Below are 20,040 nucleotides of genomic sequence, written 5' to 3' on the forward strand. Positions count from 1 at the left end.
TGTACTACGTCGTGTTCCAGGGGCCGCGCTTGCTTCATGTGCGCATCAATGCTTCGATCTCGGCCAGCGAGGTAGGGACGTCGCTGGTCAGGTTGTGGTTGCCGTCTGCAGTAACCAGGATGTCGTCTTCGATGCGGATGCCGATATTCCAGTATTGTTCCGGCACGCCCTCGGCCGGACGCACGTAGATGCCCGGTTCGACCGTGGTGACCATGCCGGGCTGCAGCTTGCGCCACGGCTTTTGCTGGCCTTCCGGGGCGGCTGCACCGGGTTCGCGGTAGGCGCCGACGTCATGCACGTCAAGACCGATCCAGTGACCGGTGCTGTGCATGTAGAACTGGCGATAGTCGCCATTGGCGATCACGTCGTCGAGCGTGCCGGTTTTGTTCTTGTTGAGCAGGCCGGTATCCAGCATGCCTTGCGCCAGCACCCGCAGCGCTGCGTTGTGGCCGTCGATGAAGCACTGTCCCGGGCGGGTTGCCGCTATCGCGGCCTGCTGCGCCGCCAGCACGATTTCATACAGCGTTTTTTGCGGACCGGAGAATACGCCATTGGCTGGAAATGTGCGGGTGATGTCGGAGGCGTAGCTTTCGAATTCACAGCCGGCATCGATCAGCACCAGGTCGCCGTCTTTCAGTTCGGTGTTGCCGGCGCGGTAATGCAGCACGCAAGCGTTAGCGCCGGTGGCGACGATCGAGGTATAGGCCGGGGACTCCGCGCCTTGGGTGCGGAATTCATGCAGCAATTCAGCTTCCAGATGATATTCGCGCAAGCCGGGACGGGCCAGGCGCATCGCGCGGCAATGGGCGCCGGCGGCAATCTGCCCGGAGCGTTGCATGATCGCGTGCTCACCTGCGTCTTTAAACAGGCGCATTTCAGCCAGCAGCGGATCCAGGCTATGGATAGTGGCCGGTGCGCTGACGCCGATACGGGCCTGGCCGCTCAATTTGTTGAGCCAGCCTTGCAATTGAATATCGCGATTAGCTTGTTTGCCCAGCGAGTAAAAAATCGCCGGCGCATCGGCCAGCAGTTTCGGCATTTCGGTATCGATGGCGCCGATCGCAAACGCGGCGTCGAAACCGAGCTGCTCGCGGGCGGCGTCAGGGCCGAAACGATAGCCGTCCCAGATTTCCCGTTCCAGATTTTTTTCCCGGCAAAACAGGATCGCCTTTGCATCTTTGCCGGCGATCAGGACGATCACGGCGTCCGGCTCGGTGAAACCGGAAAGATAATAGAAGCTGCTGTCATGGCGATACGGAAAATCGGAGTCGGCGTTGCGAGCGGCCTCGGGCGCCGTCGAGATGACGGCGACGCCGCCGCCCATGGCCTGCATCTGCGCAATCAGTTTGCTGCGGCGTGTGCTGTAAGGAGTCATGCGGGCGTCTTTCTGGGATAGGTTAATGTGTTGCGGCTATGTGTTGTCAACTACAGCGGCGCGTTCAGTTGATTCAGGCGTTCGATGGTGCCGACATCAGTCCATTCGCCGCGATACACGTCGCCGCCGATCTGGCCGCGCGCTGCATTTTCGCGCAGCAAGGTCACCAGCTTTGCCGATTGGCCGGCGCCGACGCCATCGAACATCGATGGCCGGTAAACGCCGATGCCGGAGAAGGTATAGGTATGGCCGGGCTCACCCTCGTTGCTGACCGAAAAACTGTGCAGCGCGAAATCGCCCTGCGGGTGGTGGGCAGGATTTTTCACCAGGAACAGCCAGGCATTGTCGCGCTTGTCCAGCGCATACGGCTGGCCCCAGATGTCATTGTCTTCCAGCGTATTCTTGACTTGCTCGAAGTCGAAATGCGGGCAGTAGACATCGCCTGCAATCGCCACGAACGGCGCCGCGCCGAGCAGATGGCGAGCGTTGGCGATGCCGCCCGCGGTTTCCAGCGCCACGGCTTCCGGCGAGTAGGTAATCGTCGCGCCGAATTTGCTGCCGTCGCCCAGCGCATCTTCAATCATTTGCCCCAGGTGAGCGTGATTGATGACGATGTCGGTGATGCCGGCACGCACCAGGTTGACGATGTGCCAGACGATCAGCGGCCGGCCGCGGACCGTCAGCAAGGGTTTGGGGATGGTGTCGGTCAGCGGGCGCATGCGCTCGCCGCGGCCGGCGGCGAAAATCATTGCTTTCATGGAGGCTCTATTCGATGTGCAATTAGAACGGATCAGAACGTATAGCCGACCTGCACCGCTTTATCTTCCAGCTTGTCCAGCAAGCGTACCAGCGGGATCAGTTCGCGGTAGCGCAGCGCCGTCTTGCGGGTGTACTCCATGACCAGCGGGATGTCTTTCAGGTAGGCTTCCTTACCGTCGCGGTGATACAGGCGCGCGAACAGGCCGAGTATCTTCAGGTGGCGTTGCAAGCCCATGTACTCGAAATCGCGATAGAAAATGTCGATATCCGGATTGACCGGCAGGCCGGCGCGTTTGGCGCGTTCCCAGTAGCGGATTGCCCAGTCGAGCACCTGCGCCTCATCCCACTGGATATAGACATCGCGCAGCAGCGACACGATGTCATAGGTAATCGGGCCGAACAGTGCGCCCTGGAAATCCAGCACGCCAGGATTGCCGTTTGGCAGCACCATCAGGTTGCGTGAATGATAGTCGCGATGGACAAATACTTGCGGCTGCGCCAGGTTGTTGGCGAGGATGGCGTCGAAAACCTTGTTCAGCTCGCTGGTTTGCTGGTCGCTCAGGCTCGCATTCAGGTGCTTGCCGAGATACCATTCTGGAAATATTTGCAATTCTCGTAACAGGAAGGCACGGTCGTACTCGGGCAGCACGCCGGGCTGACTCTTGGTTTGCAGCAACACCAAGGCGTCGATCGCGTCCATATACAGTTTCGGCGCGGTATCGTCATTCAATTGTTGCAGGTAAGTGGTAGAACCCAGGTCGGACAGCAGCAAAAAACCGCGTTCAACGTCTTGCGCCAGAATTTCCGGCACCGAAAGACCGATGCCGGCAAACAGCCCGGCAATGTCGATGAAGGGTTTTACGTCTTCTTGCGGCGGCGGCGCGTCCATCACGATCAGGGTTTTGCCATCCGCGGCGTCGAGTCTGAAATAGCGCCGGAAACTGGCGTCGGCAGAGGCTGGGCGTAGCGTTGCAGGCAAGGTGGGAATAGCGCTAAGCGTAGTTAGCCATTCGACAATTTGGGTCTGGCGCAGATCGGGCAGGGCAGGGGCAGACTGTAATAAAGACATTGAGCATTCCAGTAATAAGCAAGCGTAATGCGTTGCCGGTAGTGAGTTCCCATATAATAAGGGATTAATTTCAAAAAATCGCCTGCTATGGTGTTTGCCAAATTCATTTCATGACCCGGTCCTCCTCAGCGCTACCTAAGCAATCCCAGTCACATTCAGGTCGGACCGCGCCAGGTCGGACCGCGCCAGATCGGGCGACGTCCCAATTGCCCGCGCTGCGGCGCATGACCGTCATGGTGGCTTCGGTCGTCGCGGCGATATCCATGCCGATGTGGGTTTGGGCGCAATCGATCGATCCGGCCGCGCCAGTCGTCCCTACCACGCAAAACAACGTCAGGCCGCCGCGCGTCAACGATTCTGATGCGCCGACCACGGTAGAGGCTGAACAGATGACCGGCCGCCCGGACCGCCTGATCAACCTGGATAACGATGTCGACATGACGCGCGGTCAAACCGAGATCAAGTCCAACAAGGCGACCTACCGGATCGTCGAGAACGAGGCAGAAGCCCACGGTTGCGTACGGATGAATCGCTATGGCGACAAATACACCGGCGACGATCTCAAGCTGAATATGGATTCCGGGCAAGGTTTCCTGACCAATCCGACTTACTGGTTTAAAGCGAATGACGGTCACGGCAGCGCCGAGCGCATCGATTTTATCGATGAGGACAAGTCGAAAATCATCACCGGCACCTACACCACTTGCCCCGGCACCAAGCCGGACTGGTACATCAAGTCGAGTACGCTGGATGTCGATAGCGGCCTGGGCGAGGGAGTGGCCCATAACGGCATTCTTTACTTCAAGAGCGTGCCTATCCTTGGTTCGCCGGTGTTGTCCTTCCCTTTGTCGAGCGAGCGCCAGTCCGGCGTGCTGCCGCCGATCATCGGCAGCACCAACAACGGCGGTTTTGAGTTCAATCTTCCCTATTATTTCAATATCGCCCCTAACCGCGATTTGACGCTGTACCCCAACATCATCACCCAGCGCGGTTTGCAAATGGGGGCTGACGCCCGTTACATAGGGGATGGCTACAGCGGGCAAACCAGGGTCGAATTCTTGCCGGACGACAAGCTGACCAAGAGCAATCGCTATGCCTTGCAATCGATCCATGCGCAGACGCTGGCGCCTGGTTTGACCATGGGCTGGAACGTTAATTTTGCTTCGGACAATAATTATCCGGACGATTTCACGCGTTCGATTACCCAAAGTTCAACCCGGATATTGAACCGGGAGTTCGACTTGAACTACGCCGGCTCGTTCTGGAACGTGGCGGCGCTGGCTTCGCGCTATCAGGTATTGCAGGATTTCAATTCAAACGGACAACCGACGCTGAGCCGCCCGTATGACCGTCTGCCGCAAATTACCCTGAATGCCGGTAAGCAGGATATTTACGGTTTTGACTGGAGCGTGAACGCGCAATACACCCGGTTCCGAAACACGCAGTACGATTTTCCGCAGGGTAGCGGTATGCCCACGACCAGCAGCATTTTGCTGCCGTTGGGCGGCGACCGCATCTACATCAACCCGCAGCTTTCTTATCCGATTATTCGTCCGGGTTATTTCATCACGCCGAAAATCCAGCTGGATGCGACTTCCTATAACATCTCGCCGAACAAGTTTGGCATACCGAATCCAATTCCAACGGATGCAACGCCGCTGGGTAACAGCTATAACCGGGTGCTGCCGACTTTCTCGCTCGATGCCGGCTTGATTTTCGAGCGCGAGGCAAAGTTTTTTGGCAATCCGATGACGCAGACGCTGGAGCCGCGCTTGTTCTACGTGCGTACGCCTTACCGTGATCAGAGCCAGTTCCCGCTGTTCGACAGCGGTGTGGCAGATTTCAATTTTGCCCAGATTTTCACGGAAAACCGATATAGCGGCCATGACCGTATTGGCGACGCCAATCAACTTACGGCGGCAGTGATCTCACGTTTTATCGAGGAATCCGGGATAGAACGTTTGCGCCTGGGTATCGGCCAGCGTTTTTACTTTACCGAGCCGCGCGTGTCGCTCGGGGGCGCTACCGACACGATCACCAGCAGCCGTTCAGATTTGCTGTTGACGGCGGGCGGGCAGGTGACGCAGGCACTGGGCGTCGACAATACAATCCAATACAGCCAGAGCAATAATCAATGGGTACGCGCCAGCTCCACCATCAAGTGGCAGCCAGGCCCGAAAAAGGTAATCAATTTTTCTTATCAGCTGGATCACAACAACGTTGATCCGCTGCTGCTGGACAGTAAATACCTGAAGCAGTTTGACGTATCCGCTCAGTGGCCTATCAGCCGCCGTTGGTATGGCGTCGGCCGGGTCAGTTACTCCTTGCAGGAAAAAACAGTCGGACAAAGCTTGCTTGGACTTGAATACAAAGCCGATTGCTGGGTCTTCCGCGTGGTGGGACAACGTACGCCGACGTCGTCAACCCGCTCGACTACGGGTATATTCGTGCAACTTGAGTTGAATGGTTTATCAAGCTTCGGATCGAATCCGATGCAAGCCCTGCGTAGCGGTGTTCCAGGTTATCAGAATGTTAATCAACCCGACTCTTTCATCAGCCGTTGAATCCGTCATTTTCACTTATGAACGTTTTTCCAATTATGCGTAAAACCAATCAAACCCAACTCGCTGCAATCGCATTCTCGTTGTTGTCAGCCACTGCCGGCGGCGCCTGGGCTCAAACCGCGTCGAATCAGCCGGCGCCGCCGGCTGTCGCGCCAGTCACTGCCCCGGCCGCCAAACCGGCAGCAGCTAAAGCCGCACCGCAGACCGTCGATGCCATCATCGCTGTGGTGAACACGGATGTGATTACCCAGCAGGAATTGAATAAGCGCATGAGCGACGTGGTGCAACGTATGCAGGCTCAAAAAATTGCGTTGCCGCCTGCCGCTGAACTGCAAAAACAGTTGCTGGAACGCATGATTCTTGAACGCGCCGAAGTCCAGTTGGCGAAAGAGAATGGTTTGTCGGTAGACGACGTCATGCTGGATCGCGCAATCAGCCGGATTGCCGATCAGAACAAGATGTCGATGGCGGATTTTCAAAAGCAGCTGGCGCAGGAAAAAATTCCTTACGCATCTTTCCGCGAGGAAATTCGACAAGAAATGTTATTGCAGCGTTTGCGTGAGCGTGAAGTCGACAACAAGATCCAGATTTCGGAATCGGAAGTTGATAATTACATTGCCGCTGACAAGAATAATAAGCAGGCCGCGCAGGAACTGGATTTAGCGCAGATTCTGGTCCGGGTGCCGGAAAATGCTTCAGCCGAGCAGATTGCACAGCGCGCCAAACGTGCTGAAGAAGCCATGCAGCAAATCAAGTCTGGCGGCAATTTCGCCGCCATCGCAGCCGCTTTTTCCGATGCCAGCGACGCCTTGACCGGCGGCGACATGGGATGGCGCACGCAAGATCGCCTGCCGGCGCTGTTTGTAGAAGCAGTCGCAAATTTGAGCGCGGGCCAGGTGTCGAGCATTCTGAAAAGCGCCAATGGTTTTCATATCATCAAACTGGTTGGCAAGCGTGCTGCTCCCGCAGCTGCAACCGACACCGCGGCAGCGCCAGTCCAGCAAACCCATGTGCGGCATATCCTGATCAAGGTGACGCCGACCGTCACCGCGGCTGATGCACGCCGCCGTCTGGCTGACCTGAAGGAACGTATCGACAATAAGGCGGCAACGTTTGAAGATCTGGCCAAGTTGTATTCGAACGATTTGTCGGCCTCCAAGGGCGGCGATCTGGGCTGGGTTTACCCGGGCGATACAGTACCCGAATTCGAACGTGCGATGGATGCCCTGAAACCGGGCCAGATCAGCGATCCGGTCGAGTCGCCGTTCGGTTATCACCTGATCGAGGTGGTGGAGCGCAAGTCTAACGACGTATCCAATGAACGCCAGCGCCTGACCGCGCGGCTGGCGATTCGTGAACGTAAAACGGAAGAAGCTACTAACGAGTGGCTGCGCCAATTGCGCGACCGGACTTACGTGGAATACCGTAACGACGACCGTTGATTGCGTGCTAAGCCAGAATTTAAGCCAGTACACCAGCCAGTATCGAGAGTAGTGCATGCCTGATCAATCTGCTGTGCAATCAGCTGCGCAATTAGCCACAGCGCCGCTGAAACCGCCAGGGCGGCCGAGGCCGGTATTGGCCGTCACTTGCGGCGAGCCGGCCGGCATAGGTCCTGAAGTCGCGATCAAAGCGGCCTGGCAGCTGCGCGCCGACATCAATAGCGTGCTGATTGGCGATGCTGCTTTCCTGGCGATGATCGCGGCTGAGATCGATCCGCAAATCCGCCTCGTGGCATTGTCGCAGCAAGCCTTGCGCAACAACGGCTTGCCGAATTTTCCGCATGATCAGATCGCGGTGATCGATTGTCCGCTCGATGCGCATGTGCAACCGGGCCACCTGGACGCACGCAACGGCCGCGCCGTATTGCGCACGCTGGATATCGCCATCAACGGTGCGCAGCAAGGTATTTTCGACGGCATGGTGACGGCGCCCCTGCAAAAAAGCACGATCAACGATGCCGGCGTGCCGTTTACCGGCCATACCGAATACCTTGCCGAAAAAAGCGCAACTGCGCAGGTCGTCATGATGCTGGCTACGGACCGGACCACGCCGCCCTTGCGGGTAGCGCTGGCGACCACGCATCTGGCGTTGAAAGATGTGGCGGCGGCACTGACCTTTGACAGCCTCAGCCGGACCATCGCCATCCTGCATGCCGATCTGCAGAAGAAATTCGGCCTGGCGCAGCCGCGCATCCTGGTGACGGGTTTGAATCCGCATGCAGGCGAAGGCGGTTACCTGGGACGTGAAGAAATCGACATCATCAGCCCGGCCCTGCAAGCGGCCAAAGCCGTCGGCATCGACGTGCGCGGTCCTTATCCGGCCGATACCTTGTTCCAGCAAAAATATCTGGCAGACGCCGACTGCGTATTGGCGATGTACCATGACCAGGGTTTGCCGGTATTGAAATATGCCAGTTTTGGACACGGCATCAACATCACGCTGGGTTTGCCGTTTATTCGCACCTCAGTGGATCATGGCACCGCACTGGATCTCGCCGCAGCCGGTTTGGGCCGGGCCGATCATGGCAGCATGCTGGCGGCGTTGAACGTCGCGGCGCAAATGGTGCGGCAGAGCAAATTGGCGGCTGCATAGGCTGCCACGCCGAGCTGATTGCCCAAGCTCTCGCAATTGTTTTAGCTTGTCCGTCCCGCAAATAAAGAAAAAAATGAAGAACCACATCCCCCGCAAGCGCTTCGGCCAGAATTTCCTGACGGACGACACCGTGTTGTACAACATCATCGCTGCGATAGACCCGCAAGCCGACGATAATATGGTCGAGATCGGCCCCGGCCTGGCCGCCATGACGCGTTTACTGCTGGAGTCGTTGAAGCAATTGCACGTAGTCGAACTCGATCGCGATCTGGTGGCGCGCCTGCAAAAGAATTTCGATCCGGCGCGTTTGCACGTGCATTCCGCCGACGCGTTGAAATTCGATTTCAGCAGTATTCCTCTGACCGGCAATGGCAAATTGCGTGTGGTCGGGAATCTGCCTTACAACATTTCCAGTCCCTTGCTGTTTCACCTGGCGCAGATCGCGCCGCAGGTGCAAGACCAGCATTTCATGCTGCAAAAGGAAGTGGTAGAGCGCATGGTCGCCGCACCCGGCAGCAAAGCGTTTGGCCGCCTGTCAGTCATGCTGCAATGGCGTTACACCATGCAGTTGATGTTCATCGTGCCGCCGACCGCGTTCGATCCGCCGCCTAAAGTTGAATCAGCCATCGTGCGGATGATTCCGATTGCCCAGCCCTTGGCTTGCGACCAGAAAAAACTGGAAGACGTCGTGCTGAAAGCGTTTACGCAGAGACGCAAGGTGATCAGGAACTGCCTGGCGGGCATGTTTACGGAAAATGACTTGATTGACGTCGGTATCAATCCACAGGCGCGGCCAGAAACCATCTCGATGGAATTGTTTGTGGCGTTGGCAAATCGTTTGCCGTGACGATCTGATCAAGCATGGCCGGCGCCGGCCGCAATGGCTTATAAATCAGCTTATAAAGCGTGACTTATAAAGCGGCGTCGGCGCCATGTCCCGCTTTGCGTTCTATCAATTCCACCTTGTAGCCGTCGGGATCCTGCACAAAGGCGATTACGGTGCTGCCTCCCTTTACCGGGCCCGCTTCCCGCGTCACGTTGCCGCCTTGCGCCTTGACGGCCTCGCAGGCTTTGTAGGCATCTTCGACGGCGACTGCGAGGTGGCCGAACGCCGTGCCCTGGTCGTAGCTGTCGACGCCGTAGTTATAAGTCAATTCGAGTTCCGCATGATCCGGATTGCTGCCGTAGCCGACAAAAGCCAGCGTGTATTTGTATTCAGGATTGTCATTGGTGCGCAGCAGTTTCATGCCGAGCACCTTGGTGTAAAAATCGATGGAACGTTGCAGATTGCCGACGCGCAGCATGGTGTGGAGGATACGCATGGTTTTTCTCAATGGTTAGGGAGAGAGACTAGAATACCGGCAAGGTTTCATGGGCGCTGTCGCGCAGGGTTTTCCTGGCCGTTTCGAATTCGGGGAAAATCGATTGCACCGTGGCCCAGAAACGCGGGCTGTGGTTCATCTCACGCAAATGCGACAACTCGTGCGCAATCACATAATCGATCAGCGGCAATGCAAAATGCATCAGCCGCCAGTTCAGCCGGATCTTGCCTTCCGACGTGCAAGAACCCCATTGGGTAGTCGCCGACGACAGCGCAAACGAGCGGTAGCTGACGCCGAGTTTTTCGGCATATATCGGTAGCCGTTCAGCGAACACCCGCTTGGCTTCCAGCTGCAGCCAGCCCAATACGCGATCCTTCAGCTGCTGCTCGCCGGCGTCGGCCGGCAGGCACACGATCAGTTGCTCGCTGGTCTCGTCAAAATGAATTCCCGCCCTCTGGGTAGCGTGAATCCGCAGCGTTATGTTGCGGCCCATATAGGGCAGTGCCGCACCGTCGCGCCATACCATTTGCGGTTGCATGCGGCGGGTCGAACGATCGCGGTATTCGCTCAGCTTGGTAAAAATCCAACGTTTCTTTTCACGGATGGCGATTTCGATATCACCCAGTGTGACCCACTTGGGTGCGGTGACGCGCAAGCCGTCGTCGCTGATCAGAAAACCGATGGAGCGCCGTTTCGAGCGCAGCAGGGTGTAGTCGAGTACATGTTCGTCAAAGTGCAAGCGGCGCTTGCCGGGCGCCAGTGCTGTCGAATCGCCCGGCGGTAGAGCCGGGGGCTTAGCTCTTGATTGCGGACCCGCTGGCGCTGCTCCGACAGGCGGGATACTGGCAGTCAAATCGTCGGCAAACAGGTCCAGCTGCAACGCTTGCTGTTGCAATAGCTTGCCCTGGGGCCGGCTATGCGGTCCCAGACGCGGCTTTACTGGCTTTTGATGCAATAGTTTCAATGGCGACCAAATGAGGGAATTATTGCTTCTTGGAATAAACATGCGGTGAAATCACGCGCATTTCAGATTCTATCCAATTTTCGACTTTAGCCATCAGCTGGCTGCTATCCAGGTTTTCCGGATAAATCGGCTTGCCGATGGAAACGGTGATCAGCCCGGGTTTCTTGATGAAAGAATTCTTCGGCCAGCATTCACCCGCGTTGTGCGCGATCGGCACCACCGGTGTATTGGTTTCTACCGCCAGCCGTGTGCCGCCGTTCTTGTATTTACCGGTTTGACCGACCGGAATCCGCGTGCCTTCCGGGAACATGATGATCCATTGGCCGTCGGCCAGTCGCTTGCGTCCTTGCACCACCACCTGCGCGAAGGCGTCGCGGCCTTTGCTGCGGTCGATCGGAATCATGCGCAGCAGGGCGATACCCCAGCCGAAGAACGGGATATAGGTCAGCGATTTCTTGAACACGAACACCAAGGGACGCGGCGTCAGCTGCAGCAAGAAAATCGTTTCCCAGGCCGACTGATGTTTGCTCAGCACAACCGCTGGCGCATCAGGGAAATTTTCAAAGCCCTTGACCTCATAGCGAATGCCGCAAATGACCTTGGCCATCCAGACCACCATGACATTCCAGCGCGCCGTCAGGTAATAACGCCGGGCGTAAGGGAAAGGCGCAAACAACATGCAAGCGAAGGACCAGACTATCGTCAAGACGGTCATCAGCAAGAAGAACAACAGGGAACGCAAAAACAGGGAAAAACGCAACATGCAGACTCCAGGGTTTTTTCTAAACAAACTATCTTTTTTATCTGTTACAGGGTGGAGCGCCCGTCGATCAAACTGACAGCTCCACCGGTTTTTTCAACAGGAATTCAACCACCGCCGCCAGGTCTGGAAAAATCAATGTGCCGGGTGGCAGCCCGCCCTTGTCGCGGGTTTTTTCGCCTTTGCCGGTGAGCACCAGATAGGGGGCGCAACCGGCGATAAAACCTGCCTGCAAGTCACGCAGCGAGTCGCCTACCGTCGGGATCCCGCTACGCAGGCTGATTTCAAAGCGCTTGCCGATGTCTTGGAGCATGCCGGGCTTGGGCTTGCGGCAATCGCAGTGGTCGTCGGCCGAATGCGGGCAAAAGAAGATGGCATCGATTTCGGCGCCGACCAGTTGCGCCGCCTCATGCATTTTCTGATGAATCGCCATCAGCGCCTGCATATCGAACAAGCCGCGCGCAATGCCCGACTGGTTGGTCGCCACAACTACCCGGTAACCGGCCTGGTTCAGGCGCGCTATCGCCTCAAGAGAGCCCTTGATCGGCACCCATTCATCTGGCGATTTGATGAAGGCATCAGAGTCGTGATTGATGACGCCGTCGCGGTCGAGAATGATTAGTTTCATATAGCATTGTATTCAGTTGCGGGACAGAGGCGCACGGCGAGTGTTTAAGAGCCACCGTAGCGTGGCGAATTACCCGTTTCTGGGCGACCCTTTTCTGGGCGACTCTGTCCCCAACTGATTAGATAGCGCGGTTAAATTGCAAAGAAAAATAACACTTAAGCGGCCAGCTTGGAAATGTCGGCGACCTGGTTCAGCATCACATGCAGGTTCGCCAGCAGCGCCAGACGGTTGTTACGCAATTGCTCGTCTTCTGCCATCACCATCACATCGTTGAAGAAGCCGTCGACGTTTTCCCGCAGCCGCGCCAATGCTTTTAACGCGGTGCTGAAATCGCCTTGGGCGAAGGCCGCGTCAACCTCGGGTTTAAGCGTATTCATCGCCGCGAACAATTGTTGTTCGGCGCTGTCGCGCAGCAAATCCTGTTGTACCGTGCTGCCAACGCCTTCGGTCTTTTTCAGGATGTTGGTGATGCGCTTGTTCGCCGCAGCCAGCGCTTCTGCTTGCGGCAACGCGGCAAACGCTTGTACCGCATCCAGGCGCTCGATGATGTTGTCGAGCCGGTCGGGCTGCTGCGCCACCACCGCTTCAATTTCGTTCGGTGAATAACCGCGTTCGCGCAGCAGGCCGCGCAAGCGTTCATACAGGAACGGCAGCAGGTCGCTGCTCGGATCCTTGAAGTTGGCGTTGCCGGCGAACTGTTGCGCAGCGTTGTTCAGCAATTGCGCCAGTGATATCGGCAGGCGCTTTTCCAGCAGCATGCGCAGGATGCCTAGCGCATGGCGGCGCAGGGCAAACGGATCCTTGTCGCCGGTGGGCTGCAGGCCGATGCCCCAGATACCGATCAGGGTTTCCAGCTTGTCCGCCAGCGCGACCGCGACGCTGGTATCGGTAGTCGGCAAGGCGTCGCCGGCAAAGCGCGGCTGATAGTGTTCCGAGATTGCCAGCGCGACGTGTTCCGCTTCGCCGTCATGGCGTGCGTAATAGTTGCCCATGATGCCTTGCAGCTCAGGGAATTCGCCCACCATGTCGGTCAGCAGGTCGGCCTTGGCCAGCAGTGCCGCGCGTTCGGCCAGGGTGGACAATGCGGCATCGCCGCCCAGCAGTGTGGCGATCGCCGCCGCCAGCGCCTTGACCCGGTCGGTGCGTTGCAGCTGATTGCCGAGCTTGTTGTGATAGACCACATTGGCCAGCAAAGGCACGCGCTCGGCCAGTTTCTTTTTCTGGTCTTGCTCGAAGAAGAACTTGGCGTCGGACAGGCGCGGCCGGACCACGCGTTCATTGCCTCCGATGATGTAATGCGGCTCGTTGGTCTGCAGATTCGAGACAATCAGGAAACGCGAACGCAATTTGCCGGCGCTATCGGTCAAGGCAAAATACTTCTGGTTGGTTTGCATCGTCAGAATCAGGCATTCCTGAGGAACGCTGAGGAATTCATCTTCGAATTTGCAGGCATACACTACCGGCCATTCGACCAGCGCCGTGACTTCATCCAGCAGCGCCTCCGGCATCAGTACCTGATCATCCGCAGCGCTTGCCGACAGGGCGGCGCGAATCTTCTCCTTGCGCTCACTGAAACCGGCGATGACTTTGCCTTGTTCTGCCAGCGTAGCCGCATAGCAGTCGGCGTCGGCCAGCCTGATGCGGCCTTGCGACAGGAAGCGATGGCCTTCGGTCTGGCGGCCGGCATCCAGTCCGAGCAAGGTCAGCGGCAATACCTGGTCGCCGTGCAGCGCCACCAGGCTATGCGCTGGCCGCACAAAGCGTACGGTGTGGCCGGCGGCATGGCCATGTTGCAGCTGATAGCTCATCACTTTCGGGATCGGCAGCTTGACTACCGTATCTTCCAGCACCACTTGCAAACCGACAGGCAAGGCCACGCCTTTGGCGGTGTAGTTGTAGAAAAAGCTTTCAGCCTTGCCATCGGGGGCGCGTTCCAGTTCGGCCGGGGTGATCGTCACCTTGCCGCACTGCGCAGCCATGGCCGCCAGTTTCTTCACCAGCGGCGCGGTTGCCCGGCCATCCGCATCCAGCGCTACCGAGACCGGCAGCACCTTTTCGCGCATGGTTTTATCGAGCGAAGTGGCGCGCACATTGCTGATGGAAACCGCCAGGCGGCGCGGTGTAGCGAAGGCGGTGGCGACGGCGCCGTCGTCCAGGAAATCGCGCGATTTCAGGCCGTTGAAAATACCGCTGGCAAAGGCATCGCCGAGTTTTGCCAGTGCTTTCGGCGGCAGTTCTTCCGTAAAAATTTCGATCAGCAGGGTGCGGCTCATGAGTGTGTCCTTCATGCCTTTTCCCCTGCGCGCTGCGCTACTGCCGCCATGTATTCATCTCCAAATTCTTGCAACAACAGATCGCCGTTTTCCTTGGTGATCTCCCACATCGGGAAGCCCAGTTTGGCCCGTGAATCGTAATATGCTTGCGCCACCGCACGCGACAGGTTGCGGATCCGGCCCATATAGGCGGCGCGCTCGGTGACTGAGATCGCTCCGCGCGCATCCAGCAGATTGAAGGTGTGCGCCGCTTTCAATACCATTTCATAAGCCGGCAGCGCCAGCGGCACGTCCAGCAGGCGCTTGGCTTCAGCTTCATAGTTGCCGAACAGCGGGAACAGGAATTCGGTGTTGGCGTGTTCAAAATTGTAGGTCGATTGCTCGACCTCGTTTTGATGGAACACATCGCCATAGCTGAGCTTTTTGGCGACGCCGTTTTCAACCCGCTCGGTCCATACCAGGTCGTAGACATTTTCCACGCCCTGCAGGTACATCGCCAGCCGTTCGATACCGTAAGTGATCTCGCCCAGCACCGGCTTGCAGTCGAGGCCGCCGACTTGCTGGAAATACGTGAACTGCGTCACTTCCATGCCGTTCAGCCAGACTTCCCAGCCCAGGCCCCAGGCGCCCAAGGTCGGATTTTCCCAGTCGTCTTCGACGAAGCGCACATCGTTGCGCCTGAGATCCAGGCCGAGCGCGGCCAGCGAACCAAGGTAAAGGTCCAGGATGTTTTCCGGCGCAGGCTTGAGCACGACCTGGTATTGATAGTAGTGCTGCAAGCGATTCGGGTTTTCGCCATAGCGCCCGTCTTTGGGACGGCGCGACGGCTGCACGTAGGCGGCGCGCCAGGGTTCGGGGCCGATTGCGCGCAGGAAGGTCGCCGTATGCGAGGTGCCGGCGCCGACTTCCATGTCGTAGGGCTGCAGCAGGGCGCAGCCCTGAGCGTCCCAGTAATCTTGTAATTTAAGAATGATTTGTTGAAATGTAAGCATCGTTTTGTTGCTTTTCCATACGGCTAAGTGCCGGTTAATCGATTAAGTATGGCGAATCAAACGCAGTGGCCCGACAAAAGCCAATTAAAGCAGATGATGCAGAGCGCTAAGACCAGCGATTTTAGCGGGTTTTGACTGGTTTAGGGCTGCTTGCGCGCTTTACGGCGGTAGTTGTACCAACTGCCCGCCAGCATCAGCAAGGCCAGGATCACCATCATCCGGTTGCCCAGCAGGATGTACGGCGTGCTGCCGCTGTAGCCTTGCACGGAGCTTGCCAAGGTCGCGCGCTCATACGAGGCCAGCTGAACGCTGACAACGCCGTGCGGATCGATCACGGCGGTGGCGCCGGTGTTGGTTGCGCGCAGCATAGGACGGCCGGTTTCCAGGCTGCGCATTTGCGAGATCTGCAAATGTTGCTGTAATGCAATTGTGTTTCCGAACCAGGCGATATTCGACATGTTCAGCAACAAGGTGGCTGCCGGTTTGCCGGCGGCGTTGGCGGCGGCTAGCTGGCCGGCAATTTCTTCGCCAAACAAATCTTCGTAGCAGATATTGGGCAATACCCATTGGTCTTTCACCGCGAACGGTGCTTGTACCGCTGCGCCGCCGGTGAAATCGCCGAGCGGGATATTCATCATGTCGACAAACCAGCGGAAACCGAACGGCACGAATTCGCCGAACGGCACCAGGTGCTGCTTATCGTAGCGAAAGTAAGGGGAGGCGGGATCCTTAGCCTGGGGTGTGATGCCGATCACGCTGTTCGAGTAGCGGTAGGGGCCATCGATATAGGGAATCCCCAGCGCGATATGGCTGCCGGTTTGCTGCGAGAAATCTGCCAAGGCCGGCAAATAATCCGGCGGCAGCTCGGTTTGCAGGATCGGTACCGCAGTCTCCGGCGTGGCAATCAGGTCTGCCGGCGCGGCGCGTATCATATCGATATACAGCCGCAGGGAATGCACAATCTGCGCGGTATTGAATTTTTCTTCCTGCGGCACGTTGCCCTGCAGCAGGCGCACGGAGATCGGCTTGCCTTGCGGCGCAGTCCAGTTAATCTGGTGCAAGCCGAAGCCCGCGACCAGTATCAGCAGGGCCGCCGCGGCCGGCAGCTTGTAGCGCGGCAGCAAAGCCAGGCAGCCGGCGATCAATGCCGCGATGCCGCCTATGCCGTACACGCCGATCAGCGGCGCAAAACCTGCCAGCGGGCTGCCGGTGTGGGCATAACCCGAAATCAGCCACGGGAAGCCGGTAAACAACCAGCCGCGCACCCATTCCGTCAGCGCCCATAGGGCGGGGAAGATCGCCAGCGCAAACAGCAGCGGCGAACTCGACCAGCGTTGCCGCAACCAGAGCGCGGCGGCGGCGCACATGGCCGTGTACAGTCCCATGGCAGCTGCCAGCAACGCTACCGCCACCACCGCTAGCCCAGCCGGCAAGCCGCCAAAATCGTGCAGCGAAATATAAATCCAGTAGACGCCATGCGCCATCCAGCCGAAGCCATAGGCCCAGCCCAGCAGCGCGCCCTGCTTGACGGTAGGAACGCGGAGCAGGCAGAACACCAACAGCGCCAGCGTCAGCAATTGAATCGGCCACAGTCCGAATGGCGCGAAGGCGAACACGTTGATGGCGCCGATTAATGCAGCCGATAAAGCGGCCAAAGGCAGCGGAAGTTTAAAAATCGAGGTGAGGCGAAAACTCATAGGCAGCGGCGATTTTGCTCTTTTTTGCTCTTGGGTGGGCAGGACGGAACAGCACGGAGCCGCGCTGTTCCGAGCCACTCTTTTTTTAGGCTTTTTCCTGAACCGGTCCCGACAATTTTTCGACCAGCAAGACATGCACCTGGCGGGCATCGGCGCGCAGCACTTCAAAGCGCACATTGTCTATCGTGAACTCGTCGCCTTTACGCGGTACTCTTCCCAGATGATTGGCGACCAGGCCGCCAATGGTATCGACATCTTCATCGACCAGCGCCGTCTCCAGCGTTTGGTTGAACTGTTCGATCTCGGTCAGCGCCTTGACCCGCCAGCGGCTGCCATGGTCGCCGTCGCGGATGGCGAGGATGTTATCTTCTTCCTCATCAAAGTCGTACTCGTCTTCGATATCGCCGACGATCTGTTCCAGCACGTCTTCAATCGTGATCAGGCCGGCGACGCCGCCGTATTCGTCGACCACGATCGCCATATGATTGCGATTGGCGCGGAAATCGCGCAGCAAGACGTTGAGGCGTTTCGATTCCGGGATGAAAACCGCCGGCCGCAGCATGTCGCGCACGTCGAAAGAATCTTCGGCGTAGTAGCGCAGCAAGTCTTTTGCCAGCAGGATGCCGATCACCTTGTCGCGCTCGCCATCGACGGCCGGGAAGCGCGAGTGAGCGGTCGACAGGACTTCCGGCATCCAGTCTTCTATCGGCTTGGTGACGTCGATCATGTCCATTTGCGAACGCGGGATCATGATGTCGCGGGCGGAGAGATCGGAGACCTGGAATACGCCTTCGATCATCGACAGCGCGTCGGCGTCGATCAGGTTGCGTTCGTGCGCATCTTGCAGCACATCGAGCAGTTCGGCGCGATTTTCAGGTTCGGGAGAAATCAGTGCGGTCAGGCGTTCAAATAATGACCGGTGGGGTTTAGCGTCAAATGATTTGACGCTACTAGGGTGCTCTGGCATATGGCGTTAGCCTTGGTTTCACATTGTTTTGGAAGCAATAGCATACAACAAATATGTGACAGGACGACGAAACGCATGGGTCAGAAAGCTTATATCGTGATTCCGGAAGGCGATTTTCTTGCGTAAAAAAGGCGAATAATGCCAAATGGCAATATTCGCCGTATTGAGGAAATGGTAATTATTTCTTCATTTCATCTTTTCCCATGTCGTCTTTCTTCATTTCATCTTTGGCCATGCCGTCTTTTTTCATAGGCATTTTCTTGTGTGTTTTCTTCTTCGCCATTTCGTCATGTCCCATGGCGTCCTTGCCCATCGCATCTTTTTCCATCGCCGGTTTGGTCATTGCATCTTTCGACATGGCGCCTTTGGACATGTCATCCTTCTTCATTGCATCTTGCGCATAAACGCCGCCAGCAGTCATCATCAGGCAGGTAACCAACAGGGTAGTGAGGCTTTTTTTCATTTCAATCTCCAGGTAAAAGTGGCAAAAACGCCAAAAAAATCAATAAATCAATAAATACGGTTCGGCTGGTTCTGCAACCGTAGCGAGCGGCTCAAGGTCGGGGGTGAGAAGCGCAGCCGTACGTTAGTACGGTGAGCATCGCAACCCCCGAGATTGGGTCGCGCAGTAGGTTGCAGAGCCAGCATTCACGATCCGCCGAACCAGTTGTAACCCTGGTCTTCCCAGTAACCGCCAGGGTATTTGTTCGTTACTTCGATAGACATGATGTGTTTCGGATTTTTGTAGCCGAGTTTGGTCGGCATCCGCAATTTCATCGGGAAGCCGTATTTCGGCGGCAGGATCTGGCCGTCGTAAGTCAAGGTCAGCTGGGTTTGCGGATGCAATGCAGTCGGCATGTCGATGCTGGTGTGATAATCGTCGCCGCATTGAAAATCGACATATTTGGCGCTCAGGTCGGCGCCGATCTGTTGCAGAAAGTAAGAGAACGGGATGCCGCCCCAACGGCCGATGGCGCTCCAGCCTTCGACGCAGATATGGCGGGTTATCTGCTCGTTCTGCGGCATCTTGTGCAATTGCTCCAGCGTCCAGGGCCGTTTGTTGCTCACCAGGCCGACCACTTCCAGCTGATAATCGCTGCCGTCGATTTCCGGTACTTCCTCAATGCTGTAAAACGCGTTGAACGGGAAGGGCCGGGTCATTTCGGCCCGGGTGTAAGTCGGCGCCAGGCGTTTCGGATCGAACAGCCATCCTTGCACGCCATCGTTCATGCGCGAGATGCGCTCCAGCATGCGATTGACGGACGGTTCGTCGGTGATATTGCAGCCGGTCAGCAGCGACAGGCCGCCTAGGGTAAGTGCCCGCTTTGCAAACAGGCGGCGCGATGGCAGCGCCAGTTCACTGCGAGCGTCTTTCAGTATCAATTCGGTGTCTAGCGTCGAGTTAAGCGCTTTCTTGAACATGACCATCTCCTCAGCGGCCGCGCAGCATGGCTAGCAGCGTGCGTGGAACCAGTGCCACCATGATGATGTGCACTACAATAAATGCGACCAGAAAGCTCATCGCGCAGAAGTGCACGATCCTGGCGTTGTCGTAGCCGCCCATCAGCTCGCGCAAGAGCGGCAACTGCACCGATTTCCAGATCGCCAGGCCAGAGATCACCAGCAATATCAAATCCAGGATGACCGAGACATACGCCAGCTTTTGTACCGCGTTGTAGTGGTCGAGCGCATCGTGCTGGAGCTTGCCGCGCAGCGCCTTGAACAGGTCCTGGATCACCTCGCTCGGACGCAGCGGAAAAAATTTCTTCCACAGGCGGCCGCTGGCAGTATTGAACAGCAGATAAACCAGGCCGTTCAAGAGCAGCAGCCACATCGCCGCGAAATGCCACTGTAAAGCGCCGCCCAGCCAACCGCCCAAGGTCCATTCGCTGGGAATGCGAAACGGGAAAATCGGCGACGCGTTATAGATGCGCCATCCGCTCAGGATCATGATGATCACGGCAAACGCATTGAGCCAGTGGGTGATGCGTAGCCAGATCGGGTGAATGACCGGTTTCTTGAGTGCAGAGGATGACATTTAGGCCGCCTGTACAGGAGAGAGGACGATCAACGGC

General features: G+C 57.4%; 18 protein-coding genes. 4 read left to right on the forward strand and 14 right to left on the reverse strand.

What is annotated here, in order from left to right; genetic code table 11:
- Nucleotides 1-34: 34 nt before the first annotated feature.
- From BLV81_RS06560 to BLV81_RS06570, 3 genes are read right to left on the reverse strand one after another with little or no spacing between them, the layout of a single operon-like run.
- A complete protein-coding gene (locus tag BLV81_RS06560) occupies nucleotides 35-1,375 on the reverse strand; it encodes an aminopeptidase P N-terminal domain-containing protein (protein ID WP_092353625.1) in 1,341 nt (446 codons plus the stop codon).
- 50 nt (nucleotides 1,376-1,425) lie between these two features.
- Nucleotides 1,426-2,133: an N-acetylmuramate alpha-1-phosphate uridylyltransferase MurU gene (murU, locus tag BLV81_RS06565; RefSeq protein ID WP_092353627.1), complete on the reverse strand. Its 708-nt coding sequence runs from the start codon at nucleotides 2,131-2,133 to the stop codon at nucleotides 1,426-1,428.
- Between the two features lie 32 nt (nucleotides 2,134-2,165).
- Nucleotides 2,166-3,203, reverse strand: a complete 1,038-nt coding sequence (locus BLV81_RS06570; RefSeq protein ID WP_092353629.1) for an aminoglycoside phosphotransferase family protein — start codon at nucleotides 3,201-3,203, stop codon at nucleotides 2,166-2,168.
- A 263-nt stretch (nucleotides 3,204-3,466) separates the two neighbouring features.
- Here BLV81_RS06570 and BLV81_RS06575 point away from each other — a divergent pair, with 263 nt between their 5' ends.
- From BLV81_RS06575 to rsmA, 4 genes are all read left to right on the forward strand, one after another.
- Nucleotides 3,467-5,767, forward strand: coding sequence for an LPS-assembly protein LptD (locus BLV81_RS06575; protein ID WP_255365004.1), 2,301 nt, complete (start codon nucleotides 3,467-3,469; stop codon nucleotides 5,765-5,767).
- Between the two features lie 35 nt (nucleotides 5,768-5,802).
- Complete coding sequence (locus BLV81_RS06580; protein WP_255365005.1) at nucleotides 5,803-7,209, forward strand: peptidylprolyl isomerase; 1,407 nt, start codon at nucleotides 5,803-5,805, stop codon at nucleotides 7,207-7,209.
- Nucleotides 7,210-7,264: 55 nt separating this feature from the next.
- Complete coding sequence (pdxA, locus tag BLV81_RS06585) at nucleotides 7,265-8,362, forward strand: 4-hydroxythreonine-4-phosphate dehydrogenase PdxA (RefSeq protein ID WP_255365006.1); 1,098 nt, start codon at nucleotides 7,265-7,267, stop codon at nucleotides 8,360-8,362.
- A gap of 73 nt (nucleotides 8,363-8,435) precedes the next feature.
- Nucleotides 8,436-9,209, forward strand: coding sequence for a 16S rRNA (adenine(1518)-N(6)/adenine(1519)-N(6))-dimethyltransferase RsmA (gene rsmA, locus BLV81_RS06590; protein ID WP_092353635.1), 774 nt, complete (start codon nucleotides 8,436-8,438; stop codon nucleotides 9,207-9,209).
- Nucleotides 9,210-9,273: 64 nt separating this feature from the next.
- Here rsmA and gloA read toward each other — a convergent pair whose 3' ends face one another.
- The 11 genes from gloA to BLV81_RS06645 all read right to left on the reverse strand — a co-directional run bounded on the left by gloA (nucleotide 9,274) and on the right by BLV81_RS06645 (nucleotide 20,003).
- A complete protein-coding gene (gene gloA / locus BLV81_RS06595; protein ID WP_092353637.1) occupies nucleotides 9,274-9,684 on the reverse strand; it encodes a lactoylglutathione lyase in 411 nt (136 codons plus the stop codon).
- Between the two features lie 28 nt (nucleotides 9,685-9,712).
- Nucleotides 9,713-10,648: a M48 family metallopeptidase gene (locus BLV81_RS06600; RefSeq protein WP_092353639.1), complete on the reverse strand. Its 936-nt coding sequence runs from the start codon at nucleotides 10,646-10,648 to the stop codon at nucleotides 9,713-9,715.
- Between the two features lie 19 nt (nucleotides 10,649-10,667).
- On the reverse strand, nucleotides 10,668-11,411 hold the full coding sequence (locus tag BLV81_RS06605; RefSeq protein WP_092353641.1) for a lysophospholipid acyltransferase family protein: 744 nt from the start codon (nucleotides 11,409-11,411) through the stop codon (nucleotides 10,668-10,670).
- 67 nt (nucleotides 11,412-11,478) lie between these two features.
- Entirely contained in the window at nucleotides 11,479-12,036 is a 558-nt protein-coding gene (gene gmhB, locus BLV81_RS06610; RefSeq protein ID WP_092353643.1) for a D-glycero-beta-D-manno-heptose 1,7-bisphosphate 7-phosphatase, read from the reverse strand.
- Nucleotides 12,037-12,191: 155 nt separating this feature from the next.
- Nucleotides 12,192-14,309: a glycine--tRNA ligase subunit beta gene (gene glyS / locus BLV81_RS06615; RefSeq protein WP_092353920.1), complete on the reverse strand. Its 2,118-nt coding sequence runs from the start codon at nucleotides 14,307-14,309 to the stop codon at nucleotides 12,192-12,194.
- An 11-nt stretch (nucleotides 14,310-14,320) separates the two neighbouring features.
- Nucleotides 14,321-15,301 (reverse strand): glycine--tRNA ligase subunit alpha, encoded by a 981-nt coding sequence (glyQ, locus tag BLV81_RS06620; RefSeq protein ID WP_092353645.1) that lies wholly within the window; start codon nucleotides 15,299-15,301, stop codon nucleotides 14,321-14,323.
- 140 nt (nucleotides 15,302-15,441) lie between these two features.
- Complete coding sequence (gene lnt, locus BLV81_RS06625) at nucleotides 15,442-16,998, reverse strand: apolipoprotein N-acyltransferase (RefSeq protein ID WP_092353647.1); 1,557 nt, start codon at nucleotides 16,996-16,998, stop codon at nucleotides 15,442-15,444.
- An 85-nt stretch (nucleotides 16,999-17,083) separates the two neighbouring features.
- Nucleotides 17,084-17,965 (reverse strand): HlyC/CorC family transporter, encoded by an 882-nt coding sequence (locus tag BLV81_RS06630; RefSeq protein ID WP_092353649.1) that lies wholly within the window; start codon nucleotides 17,963-17,965, stop codon nucleotides 17,084-17,086.
- Between the two features lie 178 nt (nucleotides 17,966-18,143).
- A complete protein-coding gene (locus BLV81_RS06635; RefSeq protein ID WP_092353651.1) occupies nucleotides 18,144-18,428 on the reverse strand; it encodes a pentapeptide MXKDX repeat protein in 285 nt (94 codons plus the stop codon).
- Between the two features lie 185 nt (nucleotides 18,429-18,613).
- A complete protein-coding gene (locus BLV81_RS06640; RefSeq protein WP_092353653.1) occupies nucleotides 18,614-19,387 on the reverse strand; it encodes a molybdopterin-dependent oxidoreductase in 774 nt (257 codons plus the stop codon).
- A gap of 10 nt (nucleotides 19,388-19,397) precedes the next feature.
- A complete protein-coding gene (locus BLV81_RS06645; RefSeq protein WP_092353655.1) occupies nucleotides 19,398-20,003 on the reverse strand; it encodes a cytochrome b/b6 domain-containing protein in 606 nt (201 codons plus the stop codon).
- Nucleotides 20,004-20,040 lie beyond the last annotated feature (37 nt).

It is taken from the genome of Collimonas sp. OK242 (assembly GCF_900107095.1).
Lineage (GTDB): Bacteria > Pseudomonadota > Gammaproteobacteria > Burkholderiales > Burkholderiaceae_D > Collimonas.